Origin of the sequence: Variovorax sp. M-6, from assembly GCF_052114385.1 — a bacterium.
In the GTDB taxonomy this organism is placed as follows: domain Bacteria; phylum Pseudomonadota; class Gammaproteobacteria; order Burkholderiales; family Burkholderiaceae_C; genus Variovorax.
In genome coordinates, this window is sequence record NZ_JBFREQ010000006.1 from 210,372 (window position 1) to 230,845 (window position 20,474).

The 20,474-nt window shown below is 68.6% G+C and carries 21 protein-coding genes; 12 read left to right on the forward strand and 9 right to left on the reverse strand.

The window, feature by feature from the left end:
• Position 1 precedes the first annotated feature (1 nt).
• From AB4Z46_RS09640 to AB4Z46_RS09660, 5 genes are all read left to right on the forward strand, one after another.
• Positions 2-1,330, forward strand: a complete 1,329-nt coding sequence (locus tag AB4Z46_RS09640) for a hypothetical protein (protein ID WP_442283261.1) — start codon at positions 2-4, stop codon at positions 1,328-1,330.
• The gene (locus tag AB4Z46_RS09645) at positions 1,327-2,820 is read left to right on the forward strand and encodes a Dyp-type peroxidase (RefSeq protein WP_442283262.1); all 1,494 of its coding nucleotides are present in this window, start codon (positions 1,327-1,329) and stop codon (positions 2,818-2,820) included. Before AB4Z46_RS09640 ends, AB4Z46_RS09645 begins: the two co-directional genes overlap by 4 nt.
• Entirely contained in the window at positions 2,820-4,046 is a 1,227-nt protein-coding gene (locus tag AB4Z46_RS09650; protein WP_442283263.1) for a hypothetical protein, read from the forward strand. The genes AB4Z46_RS09645 and AB4Z46_RS09650 overlap by 1 nt, the downstream gene beginning before the upstream one ends.
• Positions 4,043-4,444, forward strand: a complete 402-nt coding sequence (locus tag AB4Z46_RS09655) for a glutathione S-transferase N-terminal domain-containing protein (protein ID WP_442283264.1) — start codon at positions 4,043-4,045, stop codon at positions 4,442-4,444. The genes AB4Z46_RS09650 and AB4Z46_RS09655 overlap by 4 nt, the downstream gene beginning before the upstream one ends.
• 179 nt (positions 4,445-4,623) lie before the next feature.
• Positions 4,624-4,926 carry a hypothetical protein gene (locus AB4Z46_RS09660; protein ID WP_442283265.1) on the forward strand — a complete coding sequence of 101 codons (303 nt, stop codon included), beginning with the start codon at positions 4,624-4,626 and terminating at the stop codon, positions 4,924-4,926.
• Between the two features lie 8 nt (positions 4,927-4,934).
• Here the strand turns inward: AB4Z46_RS09660 and AB4Z46_RS09665 are convergent, their stop codons facing one another.
• The 6 genes from AB4Z46_RS09665 to AB4Z46_RS09690 form a co-directional block, all read right to left on the reverse strand.
• Entirely contained in the window at positions 4,935-5,627 is a 693-nt protein-coding gene (locus AB4Z46_RS09665; RefSeq protein WP_442283266.1) for a glutathione S-transferase, read from the reverse strand.
• A complete protein-coding gene (locus AB4Z46_RS09670; protein WP_442283315.1) occupies positions 5,594-6,949 on the reverse strand; it encodes an MATE family efflux transporter in 1,356 nt (451 codons plus the stop codon). The genes AB4Z46_RS09665 and AB4Z46_RS09670 overlap by 34 nt, the downstream gene beginning before the upstream one ends.
• 122 nt (positions 6,950-7,071) lie before the next feature.
• A complete protein-coding gene (locus AB4Z46_RS09675) occupies positions 7,072-7,650 on the reverse strand; it encodes a DUF2239 family protein (RefSeq protein ID WP_442283267.1) in 579 nt (192 codons plus the stop codon).
• A gap of 63 nt (positions 7,651-7,713) precedes the next feature.
• Entirely contained in the window at positions 7,714-8,154 is a 441-nt protein-coding gene (locus AB4Z46_RS09680; protein ID WP_442283268.1) for a MarR family winged helix-turn-helix transcriptional regulator, read from the reverse strand.
• The gene (locus AB4Z46_RS09685) at positions 8,151-8,513 is read right to left on the reverse strand and encodes a GIY-YIG nuclease family protein (protein ID WP_442283269.1); all 363 of its coding nucleotides are present in this window, start codon (positions 8,511-8,513) and stop codon (positions 8,151-8,153) included. Before AB4Z46_RS09685 ends, AB4Z46_RS09680 begins: the two co-directional genes overlap by 4 nt.
• Positions 8,514-8,573: 60 nt before the next feature.
• The gene (locus tag AB4Z46_RS09690; protein ID WP_442283270.1) at positions 8,574-9,068 is read right to left on the reverse strand and encodes a hypothetical protein; all 495 of its coding nucleotides are present in this window, start codon (positions 9,066-9,068) and stop codon (positions 8,574-8,576) included.
• A gap of 97 nt (positions 9,069-9,165) precedes the next feature.
• Here AB4Z46_RS09690 and AB4Z46_RS09695 point away from each other — a divergent pair, with 97 nt between their 5' ends.
• Genes AB4Z46_RS09695 through AB4Z46_RS09705 form a run of 3 tightly spaced genes read left to right on the forward strand, consistent with a single transcriptional unit; the run spans position 9,166 to position 12,933 of the window.
• Entirely contained in the window at positions 9,166-11,538 is a 2,373-nt protein-coding gene (locus tag AB4Z46_RS09695) for a Tex family protein (RefSeq protein WP_442283271.1), read from the forward strand.
• Between the two features lie 47 nt (positions 11,539-11,585).
• Positions 11,586-12,659 (forward strand): phospholipase, encoded by a 1,074-nt coding sequence (locus AB4Z46_RS09700; RefSeq protein WP_442283272.1) that lies wholly within the window; start codon positions 11,586-11,588, stop codon positions 12,657-12,659.
• 52 nt (positions 12,660-12,711) lie between these two features.
• Entirely contained in the window at positions 12,712-12,933 is a 222-nt protein-coding gene (locus AB4Z46_RS09705; protein WP_442283273.1) for a hypothetical protein, read from the forward strand.
• Positions 12,934-12,939: 6 nt separating this feature from the next.
• Here the strand turns inward: AB4Z46_RS09705 and AB4Z46_RS09710 are convergent, their stop codons facing one another.
• Together AB4Z46_RS09710 and bla are read right to left on the reverse strand one after the other, a co-directional pair.
• A complete protein-coding gene (locus tag AB4Z46_RS09710; protein WP_442283274.1) occupies positions 12,940-14,511 on the reverse strand; it encodes an AMP-binding protein in 1,572 nt (523 codons plus the stop codon).
• A gap of 194 nt (positions 14,512-14,705) precedes the next feature.
• Positions 14,706-15,575: a class A beta-lactamase gene (gene bla / locus AB4Z46_RS09715; protein WP_442283275.1), complete on the reverse strand. Its 870-nt coding sequence runs from the start codon at positions 15,573-15,575 to the stop codon at positions 14,706-14,708.
• A gap of 94 nt (positions 15,576-15,669) precedes the next feature.
• On the opposite strand from bla, the gene AB4Z46_RS09720 reads away from it, so the two are divergent.
• Positions 15,670-16,563 (forward strand): LysR family transcriptional regulator, encoded by an 894-nt coding sequence (locus AB4Z46_RS09720; protein WP_442283276.1) that lies wholly within the window; start codon positions 15,670-15,672, stop codon positions 16,561-16,563.
• Here AB4Z46_RS09720 and AB4Z46_RS09725 read toward each other — a convergent pair.
• Positions 16,539-17,675 carry an iron-containing alcohol dehydrogenase gene (locus AB4Z46_RS09725; protein WP_442283277.1) on the reverse strand — a complete coding sequence of 379 codons (1,137 nt, stop codon included), beginning with the start codon at positions 17,673-17,675 and terminating at the stop codon, positions 16,539-16,541. The genes AB4Z46_RS09720 and AB4Z46_RS09725 overlap by 25 nt on opposite strands.
• Before the next feature lie 115 nt (positions 17,676-17,790).
• On the opposite strand from AB4Z46_RS09725, the gene AB4Z46_RS09730 reads away from it, so the two are divergent.
• The 3 genes from AB4Z46_RS09730 to AB4Z46_RS09740 all read left to right on the forward strand — a co-directional run bounded on the left by AB4Z46_RS09730 (position 17,791) and on the right by AB4Z46_RS09740 (position 20,406).
• A complete protein-coding gene (locus AB4Z46_RS09730) occupies positions 17,791-18,726 on the forward strand; it encodes an alpha/beta hydrolase (RefSeq protein ID WP_442283278.1) in 936 nt (311 codons plus the stop codon).
• A complete protein-coding gene (locus AB4Z46_RS09735) occupies positions 18,723-19,592 on the forward strand; it encodes a YbgC/FadM family acyl-CoA thioesterase (RefSeq protein WP_442283279.1) in 870 nt (289 codons plus the stop codon). The genes AB4Z46_RS09730 and AB4Z46_RS09735 overlap by 4 nt, the downstream gene beginning before the upstream one ends.
• 82 nt (positions 19,593-19,674) lie before the next feature.
• Positions 19,675-20,406, forward strand: a complete 732-nt coding sequence (locus AB4Z46_RS09740) for an alpha/beta fold hydrolase (protein ID WP_442283280.1) — start codon at positions 19,675-19,677, stop codon at positions 20,404-20,406.
• The last annotated feature ends 68 nt before the right edge of the window (positions 20,407-20,474 follow it).

Sequence of the window (20,474 nt, forward strand, 5' to 3'; positions counted from 1 at the left end):
GGTGACTCCCCAGTCCCATTTCATGGTGATCGCAGCGGTCGCCGATGGCCGCGAGGCCAGCCTGCGCAATCTGCTGGACACCATGAACCTGAAGCCCGGAATGGCCGACCCCGCCAACGCGCTGGTTCCCTTCGGCGTCTTCGAGCGGCTGCATTTCGCGCGCTTCGCGCTGCTCACCGACACCACGCTCGGCGACCTCGAGGCCTTCGGCCTGCCGCGGCCGCGCGTGCCGCTGTACCTGAGCTTTTTCGGCGAATGCGACGGCCCGGCCGACCAACAGTTGGCCGAGTTCGTGGAGGTCGCGGGCAATGGCTTGCGCCGCATCTTCGCGCACTGCGAAAGCTTCGATGCGGGAGGTCTTCTGTTCGCATGGCTCAAGTCGCATTCGCTGCCGGTGGCCGCAGGCTACGTCAACCGCATCGGCCGCACCGTGCGCCAGGTGCGCGAGGACAGCGCGCTGCAGCGCGCGCTCGCCTCGCAGGTGCCGCGCGACATTTGTGCCGAAGCGATCGATCCGCAGGCGCTGCGGCACCGGCTGCTGGCCTTCGTGCAGGCCGAGCAGCTCGAGGGGCGGCTGCTTCTGACCTCGCCGGAGCGCACGCCGTCGGGCTGGCTGCTGCGCAATTCTCTCCATGCGATCGCACTGCCGCTGGCCGCGCTCGTCGTCGTCGGCCTGTTGTTTCGATGGCCACTGCTGTGGTTGCCGCTGATCGTGGCGCTGGCGTTCGGCGTCTGGCAGCTGCGGCGCCACGAGAAGAGCGACCCCGAGTTCTGCCCGCGCCCGGACCGCGCCGCCGTGCTCGAGATGCAGCGGCTCGAGGATCACGATCTCACCAACAGCTTCACGGCCCTCGGCCCGGTCAAGCCGGGCCTGTTCCGGCGCTGGCTCACGCAGGCGATCCTCTACGCGATCGACTATGCCTGCCGCCACCTGTTCGGCCGCGGCCACCTGGCGCGGGTTCAGACCATCCACTTCGCGCGCTGGGTCTTCCTCGACGGCAAGACGCGGGTGCTGTTCGCGAGCAACTACGACGGCAGCCACGAGAGCTACATGGACGACTTCATCAACAAGGCGGCCTGGGGCCTGAACCTGATCTTCAGCAACGGCTTCGGCTGGCCGCGCACCGCCTGGCTGCTGAAGGGCGGTGCACGGCACGAGCTGCGCTTCAAGTACTACCAGCGCCGGCACCAGTTGCCGACGCAAGTCTGGTACAAGGCCTACCCCGGCCTCACGCTGACCGACCTCGAGCGCAACCGGCGCATCCGGGAAGGCTTCGATATGCACACCATGAGCGACGCGCAGGCGCTGGCCTGGCTGAGGCTGCTATGAGCATTCGACCGGTCGAACTCGAGGACGTCCAGGGGCTGGTGCGCCATGGCTACCGGAAGATGGCCGAGTCCAGCTTCCTGCTGCTGAGCGTGAAGGACCCGGACGCCGCTCGCGCCTGGCTGGCCGTGGCGCCCGTGAGCAGCGCGATGGAACAGAAGGAGGCGCCGACGACCGCGCTCCAGGTCGCCTTCACCAGCGCGGGGCTGCGGGCGCTCGGCCTGCCGAAGGACGTGGTCGAAGGCTTCTCGTCGGAATTCCTCGTCGGCATGAGCAGCGACGAAAGCCGCGCGCGCAGGCTCGGCGACATCGGGCCGAACGACCCCTCCGGATGGCGATGGGGCGGCTCGCCGGACAGGATTCCGCACGTGCTGTTGATGCTCTACGCGGAGCAGGGCGGTCTCGAGGCCTGGCAGCGCAGCGTGCTCGCGCAGTGCCGGCAGGGATTCGAGCCGATGGAGGGGCCTCCGCCGCCCGCGGTCCGGGAGGACGTCGAGCCCTTCGGCTTCGCCGACGGCCTCTCGCAGCCGTCCCTCGACTGGGATCGCGAGCGCGCAGTGCGCGACGAAGAGCGCGGCGACTACGGCAATGTGTCCTGTCTCGGCGAGTACCTGCTCGGCTATCCGAACGAATACGGGGCGTACACCGACCGCCCCTTGCTCGACCCGGAGCAAGACCCCGACGAGATGCTCGCGCGCGCCGAGGACGCACCCGACAAGGCCGATTTCGGGCTCAACGGCAGCTACCTGGTGATGCGCCAGCTGCAGCAGCACGTGGGCAGGTTCTGGCGCTTCGTCGACGCCGAGGTCGGCGGCGACCCGGAGCTTCGCAAGCAACTGGCCGCGACGATGGTCGGCCGCACCACCGGCGGCGAGCCGCTGGTCGGGCACACGGGCGAGCAGATCGCAGGCGTGAAGGACGCCGACAACAGCTTCACCTACGCCAGCGATCCCGAGGGCCTGCGCTGCCCGATCGGCGCCCACATCCGGCGCAGCAATCCGCGCAACGCCGACCTGCCCGCGGGCCCGCCGGGATGGATCTCCTGGGCACGGCGCACGCTCGGCTGGGATGCGCAGGCGCTGGCCGCCGACCATGTCTCGTCGACCCGCTTCCACCGGCTGCTGCGCCGCGGCCGCGCCTATGGCGAGCGGATGTCGATCGAGGAAGCCCTCGCATCGCCTGCCGGCGAGGCCGACGTCGCCGGCCTGCATTTCATCTGCCTGGGCGCCAACATCGCGCGCCAGTTCGAGTTCGTGCAGTCGGCCTGGTTGTCGGGCCTGCGCTTCGACGGCCTGTCCGGCGAGAGCGACCCGCTGATCGGCCACCACCTGCCGCGCGAAGACGGCACGCCGACCGACGGCTTCTCGATCCCGCTCGACTCCGGTCCCGACCGCCGGGTCTGCGGCCTGCAGCAGTTCGTGACCGTGCGTGGCGGCGCCTATTTCTTTCTGCCCAGCCTGCGGGCGTTGCGCTACCTCTCGAAGGGGCCTTGATGAACTCGAATGCCAGCCGCCCGACGCCACGCGCCAACACCGGCTCCGCCTGGCGCAACGCCGTGAGCGACGCGGGCATGGTGCTGTTGCGACTGGAGCGCCGCTTCGACCCCTTGCTGCGGCCGGCCTTCGATGCCTTCCTGCGCGATCCACTGGCACGCTTCACGACCGCGCTGATCAACAGCCGGCGCAGCGACGAAGGGCTCGCCATCGCCGAGGAACGGCTCTTGCCCGACGAAGAGAGCTTTACCGATTCGATCGTCAAGAGCTTCACGCGGCAGATGAGCGACCTGTGGAAGCCCGGCGGCTTCGAGCGCGGCGGCAACACCAAGACCCAAGGCATCGTGCGCGGCGAGTTCACGGTGCACGAAGACATTCCGGAGCACATGAAGCGCGGCATCTACGCCACGCCGCAGACCTTCCGCTGCTGGGTGCGCTTCTCCGGGCCCGGCCCCTACATCACGCCGGACATCGACGACGTCGGCTTCATGAGCATCAGCATCAAGCTCATGGGCGTGCCCGGCCCGAAGCTGATGGAGGAGGAGCAGCACACGCTCGACATGTTCGCCGTCTCGACGCCGACCTTCGTGACGCCCGACGCCAAGGCCAACGCGGCGCTGCAGCGCGAGAGCGTGAAGAACGCGCAGATCTTCTACTTCGTGAACCTGCACGATTCGCACGTGCTCGACCTGGTGATGCAGTCGCTCTTCATCAAGACCCAGAGCAGCCCCTTCGAAGCGCCGTACTTCAGCTGCGTGCCCTACCTGATGGGGGAGGGCCAGGCGATGCAGTACTCGGTCTGGCCGAAGTCGACCAGGCGCACGCCGATCCCGCGCCTGCCGCTGCGCCCGCCCGACGACTACCTGCGGCAGGCGATGGTGTCGGCGCTGGCCAACGACGATGTCGAGTTCGACATCCGGCTGCAGATGCAGACCGACCCGCACCTCATGCCGATCGAGAACGCCGGCGTGCTGTGGCCCGAGAAGCTGTCGCCGCGCATCACGGTGGCGACCCTGCGCCTGCCGCGGCAGCGCTTCGATTCGCCGGCGCAGATGGAGTTCGCCAAGCGGCTGTCGTACAACCCCTGGCACACCATTGCCGACCATCGCCCGCTCGGCAACCAGAGCCGCGCGCGCAAGCGCATGTACTGGGAGCTCGCGAAGCTGCGGCATTCCATGAACGCGGTGCCGCACTACGAGCCGAATGGCGACGAGGTGTTCGATTGAGCCTGTTCGATCGAAAAACGGGTCGCCAAGGATCCGAGCCGCTTCGGCAAGGCCTCGTCAGCTTAGCCTCCAGGCAAACAACCGAGCTCGACATGATCGTCCACACCTTCGGCCCCGCCTGGAACTGCATCGACCTCAGTCCGTTCGTCGTCAAGCTTCTGACCTGGCTGCGGATGGCGCAGTTGCCGTGCACCACTCAGATCGCCAACGTGCGCAAGATGGGCAACGACAAGCTCCCGGCCTTGACGCTGGACGACGGCCGGCTTCTCAACGATTCGCAGCAGATCATTGACACGCTGCGCCAGTTGAATCGGGACCCGCTGGGCGCGAACCTCGTGGGCTATCACCAGCGGATGCTGTCGCAGTACTGGCCGGAACGGCAAGCGGTGTCGACTTGACCCCGTTCGTTCTGCGGTGCCGCCCGCCGCGAGGCGTTCGAATAGCTGCGGGAACAGCCGTCCTTTTCCTGCCCCGGGTTGCCAGTGCGCGCGTTCCCGAGCCCAATGGCGTCAGGTGCGGCGCCGACCCGAGACGTACCGACACCGCCGCGAATCCGACATCCGAAAGGTGGCCGCCGATGAAGCACTTCCTCATCAAGTACCAGTTCAAGAACGGCACGGCAGAGGCATGGCATGAGCACATCCGCCAGTTCATCGCCTGGCTGGACACCGAGCCGGCCGTGAAGGGCAAGATCTCCTACCGCTGCCTGAAGGAGCGGGATGGCCCCGGCTACTACCATCTCGCCGCCGCCTCGGACGAGCAGGCAATCAAGGCATTGCAGAGCCAGGATTTCTTCAAGCGCTATACCGAGGAAAGCAAGCGCGTGGCCGGCGGAGAGGTCGAGGTCGTGCCGCTGGAGTTGATTGCGCAGACGTCCTGAGGGGGCGGTCAGGCAGGGAACTCGACGCCGCGCTGGCCGGGGTGCCAGGGAGGGTACTTGTGCATCACGCGCGCGAAGACCGGTGCCTCGAGCCGCGCGGCCAGCCAGGCGTGCAGGCGCAGCCAGGGCTGCGCCTCGAACCACGCCGCATCAACCTGGGCGAACTGACGCACAAAAGGCGCGATCGCGATATCGGCGAGCCCGGGCGTGTCGCCGTGCAGACAGGACCGGGTCTGCAGCAGCGTCTCGAGCCGCGCGAGGAAGAGGGCGCCTCGTGCGCGATGTGATTCGGCACCGGCATCGGCCACCGGTTGCCGCTCCGGATACTTGTAGCCATCCAGGTGCCGCTTGAAATCGCCATCGCATTCGGCGATCAACGCCAGCATCTCGTCCAGCGTCGAGTGGGCGGGCCGCAGCCAGCCCTCCGGATCGTTGCGCCGCAGCGCCCACAGCATGATGTCCAGGCTCTGCTCGATCACGCGACCGTCCACATCGACCAGCACCGGCACCGTGCCCTTGGGTGAGGCAGCCAGCAGTTCGGCCGGCTTCTCGCGCAGCACGACCTCGCGCAGTTCGCACGCCTGGCCGCTCGCCGCAATCGCCATCCGCGCCCGCATCGCATAGGGGCAGCGGCGGAACGAGTAGAGCACGGGGCGGGCCGCGGCCCTCAGATCAACCGGCGGATCGTTTTCTTGCGCCATACGAACCGGTAGTAGCAGGCCTGCAGCGTCAGCATCGCGGTGAAGGCCACGGGGTAGGAGATCCAGATGCCGTTCAGGCCCAGGCGGTGGCTCATCCACCACGCCACCGGCACCTCGATCAGCGCGATGCAGAAGATCGAGATGGCGGTCGGCACCAGCACCGAGCCGCTGGCCCGCATGATCCCCGAGAGCGCCGCGCCCATGCCGAAGATCACGGTGCTCCAGAGCATGATGTGCAGCAGCGTCTGCGCCACCTCGATCACCGGTTCGCTGGTGATGAAGAAGCCCATCAGCGGCCGCGAGAACAGGTAGCCCAGCACCACCAGCGAGCCGGTCAGCACCAGGTTCATCAGGAGCGCGGTGCGGGTGATCGCGCCGAGGCGCTGCACCTGGCCGGCGCCGATCGCCTGGGCGCCCAGGATCGAGGCCGTGATCGCGATCGAGATCGCCGGGAACTGCACGTAGGCCACCACCTGGTTCACGGCACCGTAGGCCGCGGTGGCGTTCGAGCCGTAGGCATTGACGAAGGACAGCAGCGCGATCTCGGCCAGCGAGACGACGATCATCTGCACGCCCGTGGGTACGCCGACCTTGAGCACCGCCTTGAGCAGCGCCGGACGCACGCGCAGGTGCCGCATGAAGTCGGCATCCGGCGCCAGCGGGCTCTTCTTGCGCCGCAGGTGGAAGGCCAGCCAGGCAGTCGCGACCACGAAGGAGACCACGGTGGCCCAGGCGCCGCTCGCCACGCCGAGCTGCGGCAGGCCGAACCAGCCCCTGATCAGCGCCGGCGTGATCACCAGGCCGAGCCCGGTCGAGATCATCAGCGTGTAGAGCGGCGTCACGGTATCGCCGACGCCGCGCAGCATGGCGGTCGACAGCAGGAACACGAACAGTCCCGGCATCGCGATCAGGATGATCCGGGCGTAGCGCGTGGCATCGGGCAGGATGTCCGGCGGCGTGCCCAGCAGGCGCAGCATCGGCTCGGTGAAAGCGCCGCCGAAGATCGCCACGCAGAGGCCGAACAGCACGCCCACCGTGAGCGTGGTGCCGGCCACGGCGCGCGCCTTGTCGGGCTCGCGCGCGCCCCAGGCCTGGCCGATCAGCACCGAGGCGCCGGCGCCCAGGCCGATCGTGAAGGCGATGAAGAAGAACATGATCGGGAAGAAGCCCGACACCGCCGCCAAGGCGCCGACGCCGATCATCTGGCCCAGGTAGACGTTGTTGAGCGTGCCCGACAGCGACTGCAGGATGTTGCTCAGCAGCATCGGCGCGAGGAACAGCAGGAACACCTTCCACAGCGGCTTGGAGGCCATCGCGGCCATGCGCGGGTTGGCAGGCGGGGCGACCGGCGGCGGCGCCGGGTCGGCCACCGCTGCGGGAGGTGCCGCGATCTCGCCGGCATGCCGGATGCCTTCGGCGTCGATGGCGTTCGGATTCGTTGCGGTCATGCCTGGCTCCAGGCCGCCGTGGCGAGGTGTTTCAGGTGCCCGGCGACATCTTCCGGCCAGGGGCCGATCAAGGCTTCGAAGCGCTCACGCTCGCCCGCGAACAGGGCCCGCGTGGCTTCCTCGAAGCCCGGCAGGGCTCCGGCGATGGCGGTCATGAACCGGTAGGCGGCTTCACGTGCCGCACGTACGGCATCACGGTCGGCGTTGACCCGGCTTGCATCCTGTACCAGCCGCCGGAGCGCCACGGAGGCACCACCGGGTTGGCGGTTGAGCCAATCCCAATGGCGCGGCAGCAACGTGACTTCGCGCGCGACCACGCCCAGCTTGGGGCGTCCCACGCTGCGGCGCGTTTCTGCATGGGATTCGGAACTGGCATCGGCAGCCGGCGTGACCACGCCGGCCCTGTTGTGTACGTCGAAGTCGAGCAAATCGCCGGTCTGCTCGTCGAACACGAGATAGGGCGCGTCGTCTGCGCGTTCGCGCAACTGCGCGAGCACTTCGGCCTTGCGCCCTCGAGCGATACGCTTCAGGTCGGCAAATACGATCAGGTTGATGGGCGGAGCGTCGGACGACATGTCGGATTTCTTTGTTCTTGGAATCAGGGCAAAAAGAGGTGGGTAATCTACCCGCTGGCGGACTCAGGCGCGCGATGCTTCGTCTCCACACAGCGCCAGCATTGCGGCGTTGATCTCCGCAAGGCGTGCCGGGTCCAGCGCTTGCACGGCTTGGGTACAGATGGCTTCGACAGTGACGATGGCGTCCAGCATCACCTTGCGCCCCCCGGTCCGGATGGCGGCATGCCGGCGACCCTCGTCCCCGGGAGCGGACAGGCGCTCGGCAAGGCCCGTTTTCTCGAGCACGACCATCTTGCGCATCAGGGCGCTCATCGGCAGCCCCAGAAGCTGCGCAAGGTCCGTCATCCGCATCCGTCCCTGGTCGGCATGCAAGAGACCATGGAGCAGCGTGAAGTCGCCGAAACTCAATCCGTGGAAGGCCCCGAGATCCTCTTCGAGGCGCAGGCTCAGGCTGGCGTGGGCACGTCCGATGCCCAGGCAGAAGGCGAGTGCATCGACCGTCATGGTGCGTTGTACCCGCGCTCCCCGACGCACTGGAGCTCGTCGCGCCAGAGAGCGAGCAGAGTCTCGAGTTCTGCGGCGCGGTCGAACGCCGGGTCGTCGCTTTCCTTGACCCGCGCCATCACCTCGAATCGGAAGTGCGCGGCGCCGTGTTCGATCCAGTCACGCATCAGCGCCTTGTTGCGGTGCGCGCGCATGCCCAGCTCGAAGCGCGCGCGGCTCAGTGCGGCCTCGACATGCAGGCTGCCGGCCAGGTAGATGCGGCCGTTCAAGGTGTTCGTGATGGCAAAGACACCCGCCGGGCGCAAGGTGTCTTTGTAAGTCCGCGTCAGGGCGCGTCGCGCTTCTTTGGGCAAGTTCATGCCATTTATATTACCCGGGTATATTTAATTAATCAATATACCCGGGTAAAAATAAGAGGCTCAGCCTGCCCGCAGGCGCCGCCAACTGCGACGAATGCGGCGTGTCAGCGTCCGCAAGAGGCGCCAGCCACGGGTCTCGCGAACGTGCGTCAGCACGCCGTCCTTCCAGACTTTCCAGCGCGGATAGAAACGCGCGAACCATGGGATGCGCATCAGCGCCGGCTCGACCAGCTGGAACAGCCGTGCCAGGACCGCGGTCCCCACCAGCTTGGCAGCGAGCAGCAGCAGCAGGGCGCTCATTGCGTGCCCTTCGCCGAGCAGGAAGAGTCCGAAAAGCTTGACTGGCAGCAGCATCAGCGCCGGCAGAAAAAACGCCAGCACCGCGCCCCAGGGCGGCAGCGCGCGCACCGTGGCCTCGATGCGCGCCCAGATGCGCAGCCGCGCCAGCCGGGCTGCGCCGCGGGCCAGCGGCTCCCAGCCCCACTCCTCGAACAGCAGCACCGGCACCAGCAGCGCCATGCCGAGCAAGCTCAGGAGTTTCTTCAGGATACCCATTCGGCGTGATTGTCCCCCTGGGGCCTATGGCAAACTTCCGCGCTTTATCCGCCAGGCGCCAAGGGCGCCGTCGTCCCTGGGACTTTCCTCCTCATCCATGCAGAAAATCATTCGCCAGCTCGCGGCCGAGATCAAGGTCGGCGAGCACCAGGTGAAGGCTGCCGTCGAGCTGCTCGACGGTGGCGCCACCGTGCCCTTCATCGCCCGCTACCGCAAGGAGGCCACCGACGGCCTCGACGACATCCAGCTGCGTGAACTCGAGGCCCGCCTGTCCTATCTGCGAGAGCTCGAGGATCGCCGCGCCGCGGTGCTGAAGAGCATCGATGAGCAGGGCAAGCTCACCCCTCAGCTGCGCAGCGCGATCGAACTGGCGCTCACCAAGCAGGAGGTGGAGGATCTCTATCTGCCCTTCAAGCAGAAGCGCCGCACCAAGGGCCAGATCGCGCGCGAGTTCGGCATCGAGCCCCTGGCCGACAAGCTGCTGGCCGATCCCGCGCTGGATCCGGCGCTCGAGGCGCAAGCCTTCCTGCAGCCGGCCACGACGCTGGACGACGGCAAGCCGGGTCCGGATTTCTCGACCGTCCCGGCCGTGCTCGATGGCGTGCGCGACATCCTCTCCGAGCGCTGGGCCGAGGACGCCCCGCTGGTGCAGCGGCTGCGCGAGTGGCTCTGGGCCGAGGGCCTGCTCAAGTCCAGCCTGATGGCGGGCAAGGACGAGAACAACGCCGACATCGCCAAGTTCCGCGACTACTTCGACTACGACGAGCCGATCGGCCGCGTGCCCTCGCACCGGGCGCTCGCGGTGTTCCGCGGGCGCGCGCAGGAGATCCTCGACGCCAAGCTGGTGCTGCCGGTGGAGCCCGAGCCGGGCAAGCCCTCGATCGCCGAAGGCAAGATCGCGCTGTACCTCGGATGGAGCCATGCCGGCCGCCCGGCCGACGACCTGATCCGCAAGTGCGTGGCCTGGACCTGGCGGGTCAAGCTGGCGCTGTCGACCGAGCGCGACCTGTTCACGCGGCTGCGCGAAGAGGCCGAGAAGGTCGCCATCAAGGTCTTCGCCGACAACCTGCGCGACCTGCTGCTGGCCGCACCGGCCGGCCCGCGCGTCGTGATGGGCCTGGACCCGGGCATCCGCACCGGCGTCAAGGTGGCGGTGGTCGATGCCACCGGCAAGCTGGTCGAGACCGCGACCGTGTTCCCGCACGAGCCGCGCAAGGACTGGGAAGGTTCCCTGCACACGCTGGGCAAGCTGTGCGCCAAGCACGGCGTGAACCTGATCGCGATCGGCAACGGCACCGCCAGCCGCGAGACCGACAAGCTGGCCGCCGACCTGATCAAGCTGCTGGCCAAGATGACGGCGCAGGCCGGGGCGCCGGACGTCAATGTCGACAAGGTGGTGGTGAGCGAGGCCGGTGCCTCGGTCTACTCCGCCAGCGAGTTCGCCTCGCAGGAGATGCCGGATGTCGACGTCAGCCTGCGCGGCGCCGCCAGCATCGCGCGCCGCCTGCAGGACCCGCTGGCCGAGTTGGTCAAGATCGATCCGAAGTCGATCGGCGTCGGCCAGTACCAGCACGACGTGAACCAGAGCGAACTCGCGCGCACCTTGCACGCGGTGGTCGAGGATTGCGTCAACTCGGTCGGCGTCGACCTCAACACCGCCAGCGTGCCGCTGCTGTCGCGCGTCTCGGGCCTGTCGGCCAGCGTCGCCAAGGCGGTGGTGCGCTGGCGCGAAGCCAACGGCGCCTTCGCCAGCCGCCAGCAACTGCTGGACGTCAGCGGCTTCGGCGCCAAGACCTTCGAGCAGAGCGCGGGCTTCCTGCGCATCCGCGGCGGCAGCAATCCGCTCGACATGACCGGTGTGCATCCGGAAACCTATCCGGTGATCGAGCAGATGATCGAGAAGACCGGCAAGCCGGTGGCCGAGCTGATGGGCCGCGCCGACATGCTCAAGACCCTGAAGCCCGAACTGTTCGCCAACGAGAAGTTCGGCGTCATCACGGTCAAGGACATCTTCGGCGAGCTCGAGAAGCCCGGCCGCGACCCGCGCCCCGACTTCAAGGTGGCGCGCTTCAACGACGGCGTCGACGACATCAAGGATCTGGTCGAGGGCATGGTGCTCGAGGGCACGGTGAGCAACGTGGCGCAGTTCGGCGCCTTCGTCGACCTCGGCGTGCACCAGGACGGGCTGGTGCACGTGAGCCAGCTCTCGCACAAGTTCGTCAACGACGCGCGAGAGGTCGTCAAGACCGGCGACATCGTCAAGGTCAAGGTGATGGAGGTCGACGTGGCGCGCAAGCGCATCGGCCTGTCGATGAAGCTCGACGCGGCGCCCGCGCGCCGCGATGGCCCGCGCGACAACCGCTTCGAGGGCGCAGGACGCGGCCAGCAGGGTCCGCGACGCGACAACTCGCCGCAACCGGCCGGCCAGATGGCCTCGGCCTTCGCCAAGCTGCAAGGGCTGCGCAAGTAAGTGGCCGCCGTGGGCCGGAGCGCACGATTCTTGCCAGCGGACCCGGCATGAAAGCGCTTCGGATCTACGCCGGCCCGGCGGCCCGCGAACACATCGCCGCCCACGGCCTGCGGCCCGCCGACGTGCGCACCATCCCGGGGGCTGCCGGCGGCCCCAAGGGATTGGTGCTCGGGCCGATCGACCGCTTCCTGTTCGGCGACTGGCTGCCGCGCTCTTCGCAGCCGGTCGACCTGGTCGGCGCTTCCATCGGCGCCTGGCGGCTGGCCAATGCCTGCCTGAGCGATGCCCGGACCGCCTTCGAGCAGTTCGAGCACGGCTACATCCATCAGCATTTCGAGGTGCCGCCGGGCCAGAAGCGGCTGAGCGCGAAGCAGGTCAGCGCGCAGTTCGGCGAAGGGCTGCGCAGCTTCTACGGCGGCCGCGCGGCGGAGGTGCTCGGGCATTCGCGCTACCGGCTGCACGTGATCACCTCGCGCGGGCGGCACATCCTCGGGCGCGAGGGCAGGGCGCGCACACCGGTGGGCTACCTGGGCGCCTTCCTCGCCAACAGCGTGCACCGCAAGAGCCTGGGCGCCTGGCTCGAGCGCGTGGTGTTCTCGACGCCGGGGACGGCGCTGCCCTTCGGCACGCGGGATTTCCGCACGCGCCAGGTCGACCTGGTCGAAGCCAACTTCGAGCTCGCGCTGCAGGCCTCGTGCTCGATCCCCTTCATGCTCGAGGCGGTGCACGACATCCCGGGCGCGCCGCGCGGCGCCTACTGGGATGGCGGCATCACCGACTACCACCTGCACCTGGATTACGGCAACGCCGAGGGCATCGTGCTGTATCCGCATTTCCAGCAGGCGGTGGTGCCGGGCTGGCTCGACAAGGGGCTCAGGTGGCGTCACAAGCCGACCGGCTTCCTCGACCACATGGTGGTGTTGGCGCCGGATCCGGCGTGGGTCAGGACCTTGCCGAACGGCAAGCTGCCGGATCGCAACGACTTCATCCGCTATGGCAACGACCTGCAAGGGCGCATCAAGGCCTGGGACGCCGCAGCGGCGGAGTCGAAGCGGCTGGCGGACGAGTTCGCGCAGTGGCTGGACGCGGGGTGCAGCGAACGGGACGTGCGGCCCCTCTAGGAGCCGACGGCGCTACAGTCGCAGCACGCACTGCACCACTCGAAGATTTCCCATGAACCCCCTCCGAATCCTCGGCCTTGTCCTGATCTTCGCGGGTCTCCTGGCGCTCGCCCTGGGCCATGTCAGCTTCACCAAGTCGACCCACCAGATCAAGATCGGGCCGGTCGAGCTCGCGGTGAAGGAGAAGCAGGACATCGAGCTGCCGGTCTGGGCCGGCATCGGCGCGATCGTGGCGGGCGGCGTGCTGGTGGTGGTGGGGAAGCGCAAGCGCTGATGCGTCTCAGCCCCGGAACAGATCCCGGTGCTGCCCCCGAATCAAATGCTTCTGCAGCTTGCCGGTCCCGGTGCGCGGGAACTCGGCCACGAACACGATCGCCTTCGGGGTCTTGAATCCGGCGAGGCGTTCGCCGCAGTGCGCTATCAGCGCCGCCTCGTCGAGTGTCGACCCGGGCCGGCGCACCACCACGCCGGTGATTGCCTCGCCCCAGTGCGGATGCGGCAAGCCCACGGCCGCGGCCTCGGCAATCTCGGGGTGCTCCATCAGGCAGCGCTCGACCTCGACCGAGGCAACGTTCTCGCCGCCGGTCTTGATCACGTCCTTGTAGCGGTCCTCGAACCAGATCGCGCCGTCCTCGTCGATGTGGGCGACGTCGCCGCTGTGGAACCAGCCATGGCGCAGGCACTCGCGGCTTTCCTCGGGCATGTTGAGGTAGCCGTTCATGACCTGCGGGCCGCGGTAGACCAGCTCGCCGGTCTGGCCGCGCGGCAGCAGCCGGCCTTGCTCGTCCATGACGGCGACGCGCGTCAATGCGGTGGCGGTCCCCCAGGTGGCCGACTTGCTCCATTGATGCTCGGGGCGCTGCATGCAGGTCGCAGGCGTGAATTCGGTCTGGCCCGATCCGAGCACCACGTCGGCGTTGGGGAACATTGCATGGATGGCCGCGAGCCGTTCCTGCGGCATCGGCGCCATCGCGTACATCGCGCGCCGCAGGGTGGGGAAGGTGCGTCCCTGCAGTGCGGGGTGGCCGAGCAACAGGCCATACATCATCGGCAGCAGGACCACCAGGTGCACGCCTTCCGCTTCGAACAGCGCCGCCGTCCGCTGCGGTTCGAAGCCCTGGGTCAGCACCAGCGTGCCGCCGATGATCATCAGCGGCAGCACGACGCTGTTGAGCATTGCGCAGTGGAACAGGGGCAATGCGACCAGCGAGGTGTAGCCCGGCCCGCCCTGGAGCGACAGGGCACCGGTCAGCCCGGCCATCGTGACCGCCAGATGGCTGGTGAGCACGCCCTTGGGGGTCGAGGTCGTGCCGCTGGTGTAGAGCAATTGCACCACGTCGCGGTCCCGGACCTCGACCTCGAGCGGATCGGTGCTTCCGCTGGCCAACAATGTGTCGAAGTCAGCGCCGGTATGGACGCGATGTTCGAGCATCGGGAGGTCTTCGGCCAGCACGGCTTTCGACAGGTCGGCCAGCGGGCCCTCGACCACCAGCACGCGGGCGCGGGCATCGCGCAGGCACCAGGCGATCTCGCCGGAACGCAGTCCCAGGTTGACGGGGGCGCAGACGAGGCCGGCCCGGGCGCAGGCGAAGTACGTCAACAGCAGTTCGGTGCAGTTTCGCGCCATCACGGCGACCACGTCCTGGTGCCGCAGCCCCAGGCCGCGCAGCGCGTGCCCCAGCTGATTGACCTGGCGATCGAAGGCGGCGTAGCTCAGTCGACGAGCGCCGTCGACGATGGCCACCTGGTGGGGATAGAGATCGGCGCTGCGCGTGATCACGTCGCCCACGCAGACTCTCTCGATCAGATTGCGCCCGAGCGCGCCCGGGCCTCCAATGTCATGCTGAGGCATTGCCGAATCTCCCTGTGCTTGTATCGCGCAAAGATAGGGTGGCCTCCGCGACCCGTCTTGTGCGAACTGGCTAGACGCCGGGCCGCGGCGCCGCGACGGGCAACCCTGAGCTTCGGCGCACCTGCCGCCCTAGGAGCGACGAGACCAAGGCCAGGCTCGAGGCGATGGGCATCGGGGGACTGAGCGATGGCGTTTCAGGCGGCCCGTGCGATCGCAGCCCCCACCGAGGCCAGGGTCGCATTGCGCGCCTCCATCGAGGCCGTGCTCTGGGTGAGGTAGACCGCGGCCAGGATCGGCGCGCGGCCCGGCGGCCGCAGGATCGCGATGTCGTTGGCGGTGCCCTGGTCGCCGGAGCCGGTCTTGTCGCCGACCGCCCAGTCCGGCGGCACGCCGGCGCGCAGCCGCTGGCCGCCGGTCTGGTTGGCGGCCAGCCAGCGTTCGATCTGTGCCCGCGATGCCGGCGAGAGTGCATCGCCCAAGAGAATCTTGTGCATGTTGTCCAGCATCGCGCCCGGCGTCGTGGTGTCGCGCGGATCGCCGGGGCGGGCCTCGTTGAGCGCGGTCTCGATGCGGTCGAGCCGCGTCTGCGCGTCGCCCAGCGAGCGCGCGTAGCGCGTCAGGCCGCTCGGGCCGCCCAGGCTCGCGAGCATCAGGTTGCCGGCCGTGTTGTCGCTGCGGGTGATGGCGGCCTCGCACAGCTGCGCCATCGTCATGCCGTCGCCGCCGACGCGCTTTTCGGTCACGGGCGAGTAGGCCACGAGCTCGGCGGCGGTGAAGACGATGCGGCGGTCCAGCCGTTCCTTCCGCTGGTCGACACGAGCCAGGATCGCCGCGGCGGCCAGGAACTTGAAGGTGCTGCACATCGGGAAGCGCTCGGCCTCGCGGTGCCCGGCGCGCGCGCCGCTGGCGGTGTCGAGCACCGAGACGCCGAGGCGGGCGCCGCTGGACATCTCGATCTCGGCGAATCGCGCCGAGAGCGCCGCCTTGCCGTCCGCGCGGGCAAGCGCGGAAGCGCCGGCCAGGGAGGCCAGCAATACGGCTGAAAGGTGTCGTCGCTGAATCATTCGTTCTCCTGAAAGAAGACGACTTTCGGTGTTTCAGGTCAGCGGCACAATCGATCGAATTTTGCAGATCGCAAAAGAAAATCTATCACCTCCAATGACCCGCCCCCATCTTCCCCTCAACGCGCTGCGGGCCTTCGAATGCGCCGCGCGCCATCTCAGCTTCACGCTCGCGGCGGCCGAGCTCCACGTGACGCAGGCGGCGGTCAGCCAGCAGGTGCGCGGCCTGGAGTCGAGGCTCGGCGTGGCGCTGTTCCGGCGCCTGCCGCGCGGCCTGGCGCTGACCGACGAAGGCCATGCGCTGCTGCCGGTGCTGGTCGATGCCTTCGGCCGCATGGAAGCGGTGATCCAGCAGTTCGACAACGGCCATTTCTTCGAGGTCCTGAGCATCGGCGTGGTCGGCACCTTCGCGGTCGGCTGGCTGATGCCGCGGCTGCGGCTGTTCCGCGAAAGCTGCCCCTTCATCGACCTGCGCCTGATGACGCACAACAACGTGGTCGACCTGGCGGCCGAAGGGCTGGACTTCGCGATCCGCTTCGGCGATGGCAACTGGCCGGGCCTGCTGGCCGACCCCTTGCTGCCCGCGCCGCTGACCGTGCTGTGCGCCCCCGCGGTGGCAGTCCGCGTGCACCGGCCGCAGGACCTGGCGCACGAGACCCTGCTGCGCTCCTACCGGGCGGAAGACTGGCCGGGCTGGTTCGCCGCCGCGGGCCTGGACTGCCCGGCGATTCGCGGGCCGGTGTTCGATTCGTCGCGGCTGATGGTCGAGGCGGCCGTGCAAGGCGCGGGCGTCGCGCTGGCGCCGGCCTCGATGTTCGAGCGCGAGCTGCAGGAGGGGCGCTTGATGCGGCCGCTGGCCATCGAGGTGATGACCGGCAGCTACTGGCTCACCCGCCTGCGGTCGCGGCCGTCGAGTCCGGCGATGGGGCTGTTCCGCAACTGGCTGCTGGCCGAAGCCGGCGCCCCTTACATCGACGCTTCGAGCATCTGACGGTAGTCGTCGCGGGTCGCGAGCCGCGGGTTGGTCTTGTGGCAGTGGTCGGCCATCGCGCCGTCGATCACGGCCTCGAAGATCGCCTTGGTGACGCCGACCTCGGCCAGGCCCTTGGGCAGGCCCAGGCGCGCGCTCATGTCGCGGATCGCGTCGCCCAGGTCGCCGGCCGAATCCAGGTGCATGGCCTGCGCCATGCGCTGCAGGCGCTGTTCCTTGCGGACCGACTCGGCGCCGGCGTTGAAGTGGATCACGGCCGGCAGGAAGAGGGCGTTGAGGGTGCCATGGTGCAGCCGCGGATCGATCCCGCCCAGGCTGTGGCTCAGCGAATGCACGCAGCCCAGGCCCTTCTGGAAGGCCATTGCGCCCTGCATCGAGGCGCTCATCAGGTTGAGCCGCGCCTCGCGGTCGCTGCCGTCGCGGGTGGCGCGTTCGATGTGGGCCCAGGCACGTTCGAGGCCATCGAGCGCGATGCCGTCAGCCGGCGGATTGAAGGCCGCCGACATGAAGGTCTCCATGCAATGGGCGATGGCGTCCATGCCCGTGGCCGCGGTCAGCTTCGGCGGCAGGCCGAGCGTGAGTTCGGGGTCGCAGATGGCGGCCTTGGGCATCAGGAACCAGCTGTGGAAGCCGAGTTTTCGATGGTCGTCGACGATCACGATCGCGCCGCGCGCGACCTCGCTGCCGGTGCCGCTGGTGGTCGGCACGGCGATCAGCGGCGCGACCCGGTCGGTGATCTTCGGCGAGCCGCCTTCGATGGTGGCGTAGGTCTTGAGCGGGCCTTCGTGCGTGGCGGCGATCGCGACGCCCTTGGCGCAGTCGATGGCCGAGCCGCCGCCCACCGCGATCAGGCCGTCGCAGCGCGCCTCGCGGTACTGCGCGGCCGCCAGCCGCACCGCGGCCTCGGTCGGATTCGAGGGCGTCTGGTCGAATACCGCCACTGGCAGGTCGCCGAGCGCGTCGAGCGCCTTCTGCAGGATGCCGGCGGCGCGCACGCCGGCGTCGGTGACGACCAGCGGCCGGGTGATGCCGATGCGCTCGCATTCGCTGCGCAGCAGCTGGATCGCGCCGAAGTCGAACTGGATCTGGGTCAGGTACTGGATGAGGGCCATGGGGAAGACGCCGGTGTTGCGGACGGTACGATGCGGGCCTTCGAATCTAACAAGCACCGACGCCCTTGGACACGAAAAAAACCCTTGCGCTTGTCACCAGCGGTACAACCCGTCCATGGCCGCGCTGACCGCCAAGATGGCCAGCGTGGTCGAACGCATGGCCCGCGCCGGGCGCCCGCCGCTCCATTCCCTGACGCCGGCCGACGCACGCGCCGCCTACGAAAAAGGCGCCGGCGTGCTCGAAGTCCCCAAGCCGCAGCTCGCGCGCGTCGAGGACCACAGCGTGCCGGCGCGCGACGGCCATGCGCTGCCGGTGCGCCTGTACGCGCCCTCCAGCGACGTGCTGCCCTTGCTGCTGTTCTTCCACGGTGGCGGCTTCACGGTCGGCAGCATCGCGACGCACGACACGCTGTGCCGGGTGCTGAGCCAGCGCAGCGGCTGCGCGGTGATCTCGGTCGACTACCGGCTGGCGCCCGATCACAGGTTTCCGACCGCGGCGAACGACGCCTGGGATGCGCTCGCGCACATCGCGAAGCACGCGGCGCAATGGGGGCTGGACGGGTCGCGGATCGCGGTCGGCGGCGACAGTGCGGGCGGCACGCTGGCCGCGGTGTGCGCCATCCTGGCGCGTGACGCCGGCCTCCCGGTCGCGCTTCAATTGCTGATCTATCCCGGCACCGCGGCCCACCAGGACACGGACTCGCACCGGCGCTACGCCGAGGGCCCGCTGCTCGGCGAAGCGCTGATCAGCTGGTTCTTCGGCCTCTACGTTCATTCCAAGGCCGAACGCGACGACTGGCGCTTCGCGCCGCTCAACGCGGACGATGTCGATGGTGTCGCGCCGGCCTGGATCGGCCTGGCCGAGATCGACCCGGTGGTCGACGAGGGCATCGCCTACGCCGACAAGCTGCGCGCCGCCGGCGTCGCGGTCGACCTCGAGATCTACCGCGGCGTGATCCATGAATTCGTCAAGATGGGCCGTGCCATCCCCGAGGCGCTGCAGGCTCACGCCGATGCCGCCCATGCTCTGAAACAAGCCTTGCAACCATGACCGATCTCCACAAGAAATCCGACTTCCGCTTCTTCCATCGCCTGCGCGTGCGCTGGGCCGAGGTGGACATGCAGAAGATCGTCTTCAACGCCCACTACCTGATGTACTTCGACACCGCGATCGCCGACTACTGGCGCGCGATGGCATTGCCCTACGAGGAGGCGATGCAGGCGCTCGAAGGCGATCTCTACGTGCGCAAGGCCACGGTCGAGTTCAATGCCTCGGCGCGGGTCGACGACCTGCTCGACGTCGGCATGAAGTGCCAGCGCGTGGGCAACTCCTCGATCGTGTTCCACGGCGGGCTGTTCCGCGGCGAGCAGCTGCTGGTGAGCTGCGAGCTGGTCTATGTGTTCGCCGATCCGGCCACGCAGACTTCGAAGCCGGTGCCGCCGTTGCTGCGCGAGGTTCTCGCCGGATATGAGGCCGGCGAACCGATGCGCGAGGTCGCCACCGGCGACTGGGCCCAGCTCGGCGAGGGCGCGGGCAAGGTGCGGCGCGAGGTCTTCATCGAGGAGCAGCGCATCCCCAAGGAACTCGAATGGGACGCGCACGACGCGACCGCGCTGCATGCCGTGGCGCGCAACCGCCTGGGGCAGGTGATCGCGACCGGCCGCATGGTGCCCGAGGCGCCCGGGCTGGCGCGCATCGGCCGCATGGCGGTGCACCGTACGCTGCGCGGCGGCGGCCATGGCGAGGCCGTGCTGCGGGCGCTCGAGGCCGCGGCGGCGGCGCGCGGCGACAGCGAGGTCACGCTCCACGCCCAGCGCAGTGCCGAGGCCTTCTACACGCGCCTGGGCTACGCGCCGCATGGCGAGCCCTTCGAGGAAGCCGGCATCGCCCACATCGAGATGCGCAGAAAGCTCTGAGCCACCGGCGGGATTACCCGATGGCAGCCGGGACCCGGCACGCCCAAGATGTGCGCCTCGCAGCTTTTACGGAGACACATCGATGGCCAACTTCGTTCTGGTTCATGGCGCCTGGCATGGCGGCTGGTGCTACAGGGACACCGCGGCGGCGCTGCGGGCCGCCGGGCACACGGTCTTCACGCCCACGCACACCGGCGTCGGCGAGCGCTTTCATCAGTCGGCCGAGAACATCACGCTCGAGACTCACATCCGCGACGTTTGCGGCTGCATCGAATGGGAAGAACTGAGCGACGTGATCCTGGTCGGGCATTCATATGGCGGCATGGTGATCACCGGCGTCGCCGACCGCATGAGTGACCGCATCCGCTCGCTGGTCTACCTCGATGCCTTCGTGCCCGAGCATGGCGATTCGCTGATCGGGCTGCTGTCCAAGGCGCTGGTGCCCGAGGTGGCGGCCCAGTTCATCGGCGCCTTCCGCGGCACCGCACTGCAGGATCACAGCGGCCTGATGCAGCCGATCCCGGCCGAGATGTTCAACATCGCGATGGCCAACCGTGCGCGGGTCGACCGTCTGTGCCGGCCGCAGGCGCTGGCCACCTTCGACATGCCGCTGCTGCTGACCGGCGCCGGCGACAAGGTCGCGAACCGGCTCTACATCCTGGCCGACGGCTGGGACCCGAGTCCGTTCCGCCATTTCGCGGCCAAGGCAGAGGGCGCGGCCGGCTGGCGCGTCGTGAAGATGCCGTGCAGCCATGACGTGATGGTCGATATGCCGAAGGAACTGGCTGCGGAGCTGTTCAAGTTGGTGGCCTGAGTTTTTGGTGGAGGGTGGCGGCGGCGGCGGGCAGTGTGCCCCGGGCCGGCCGACGTCACCGGCCGCTT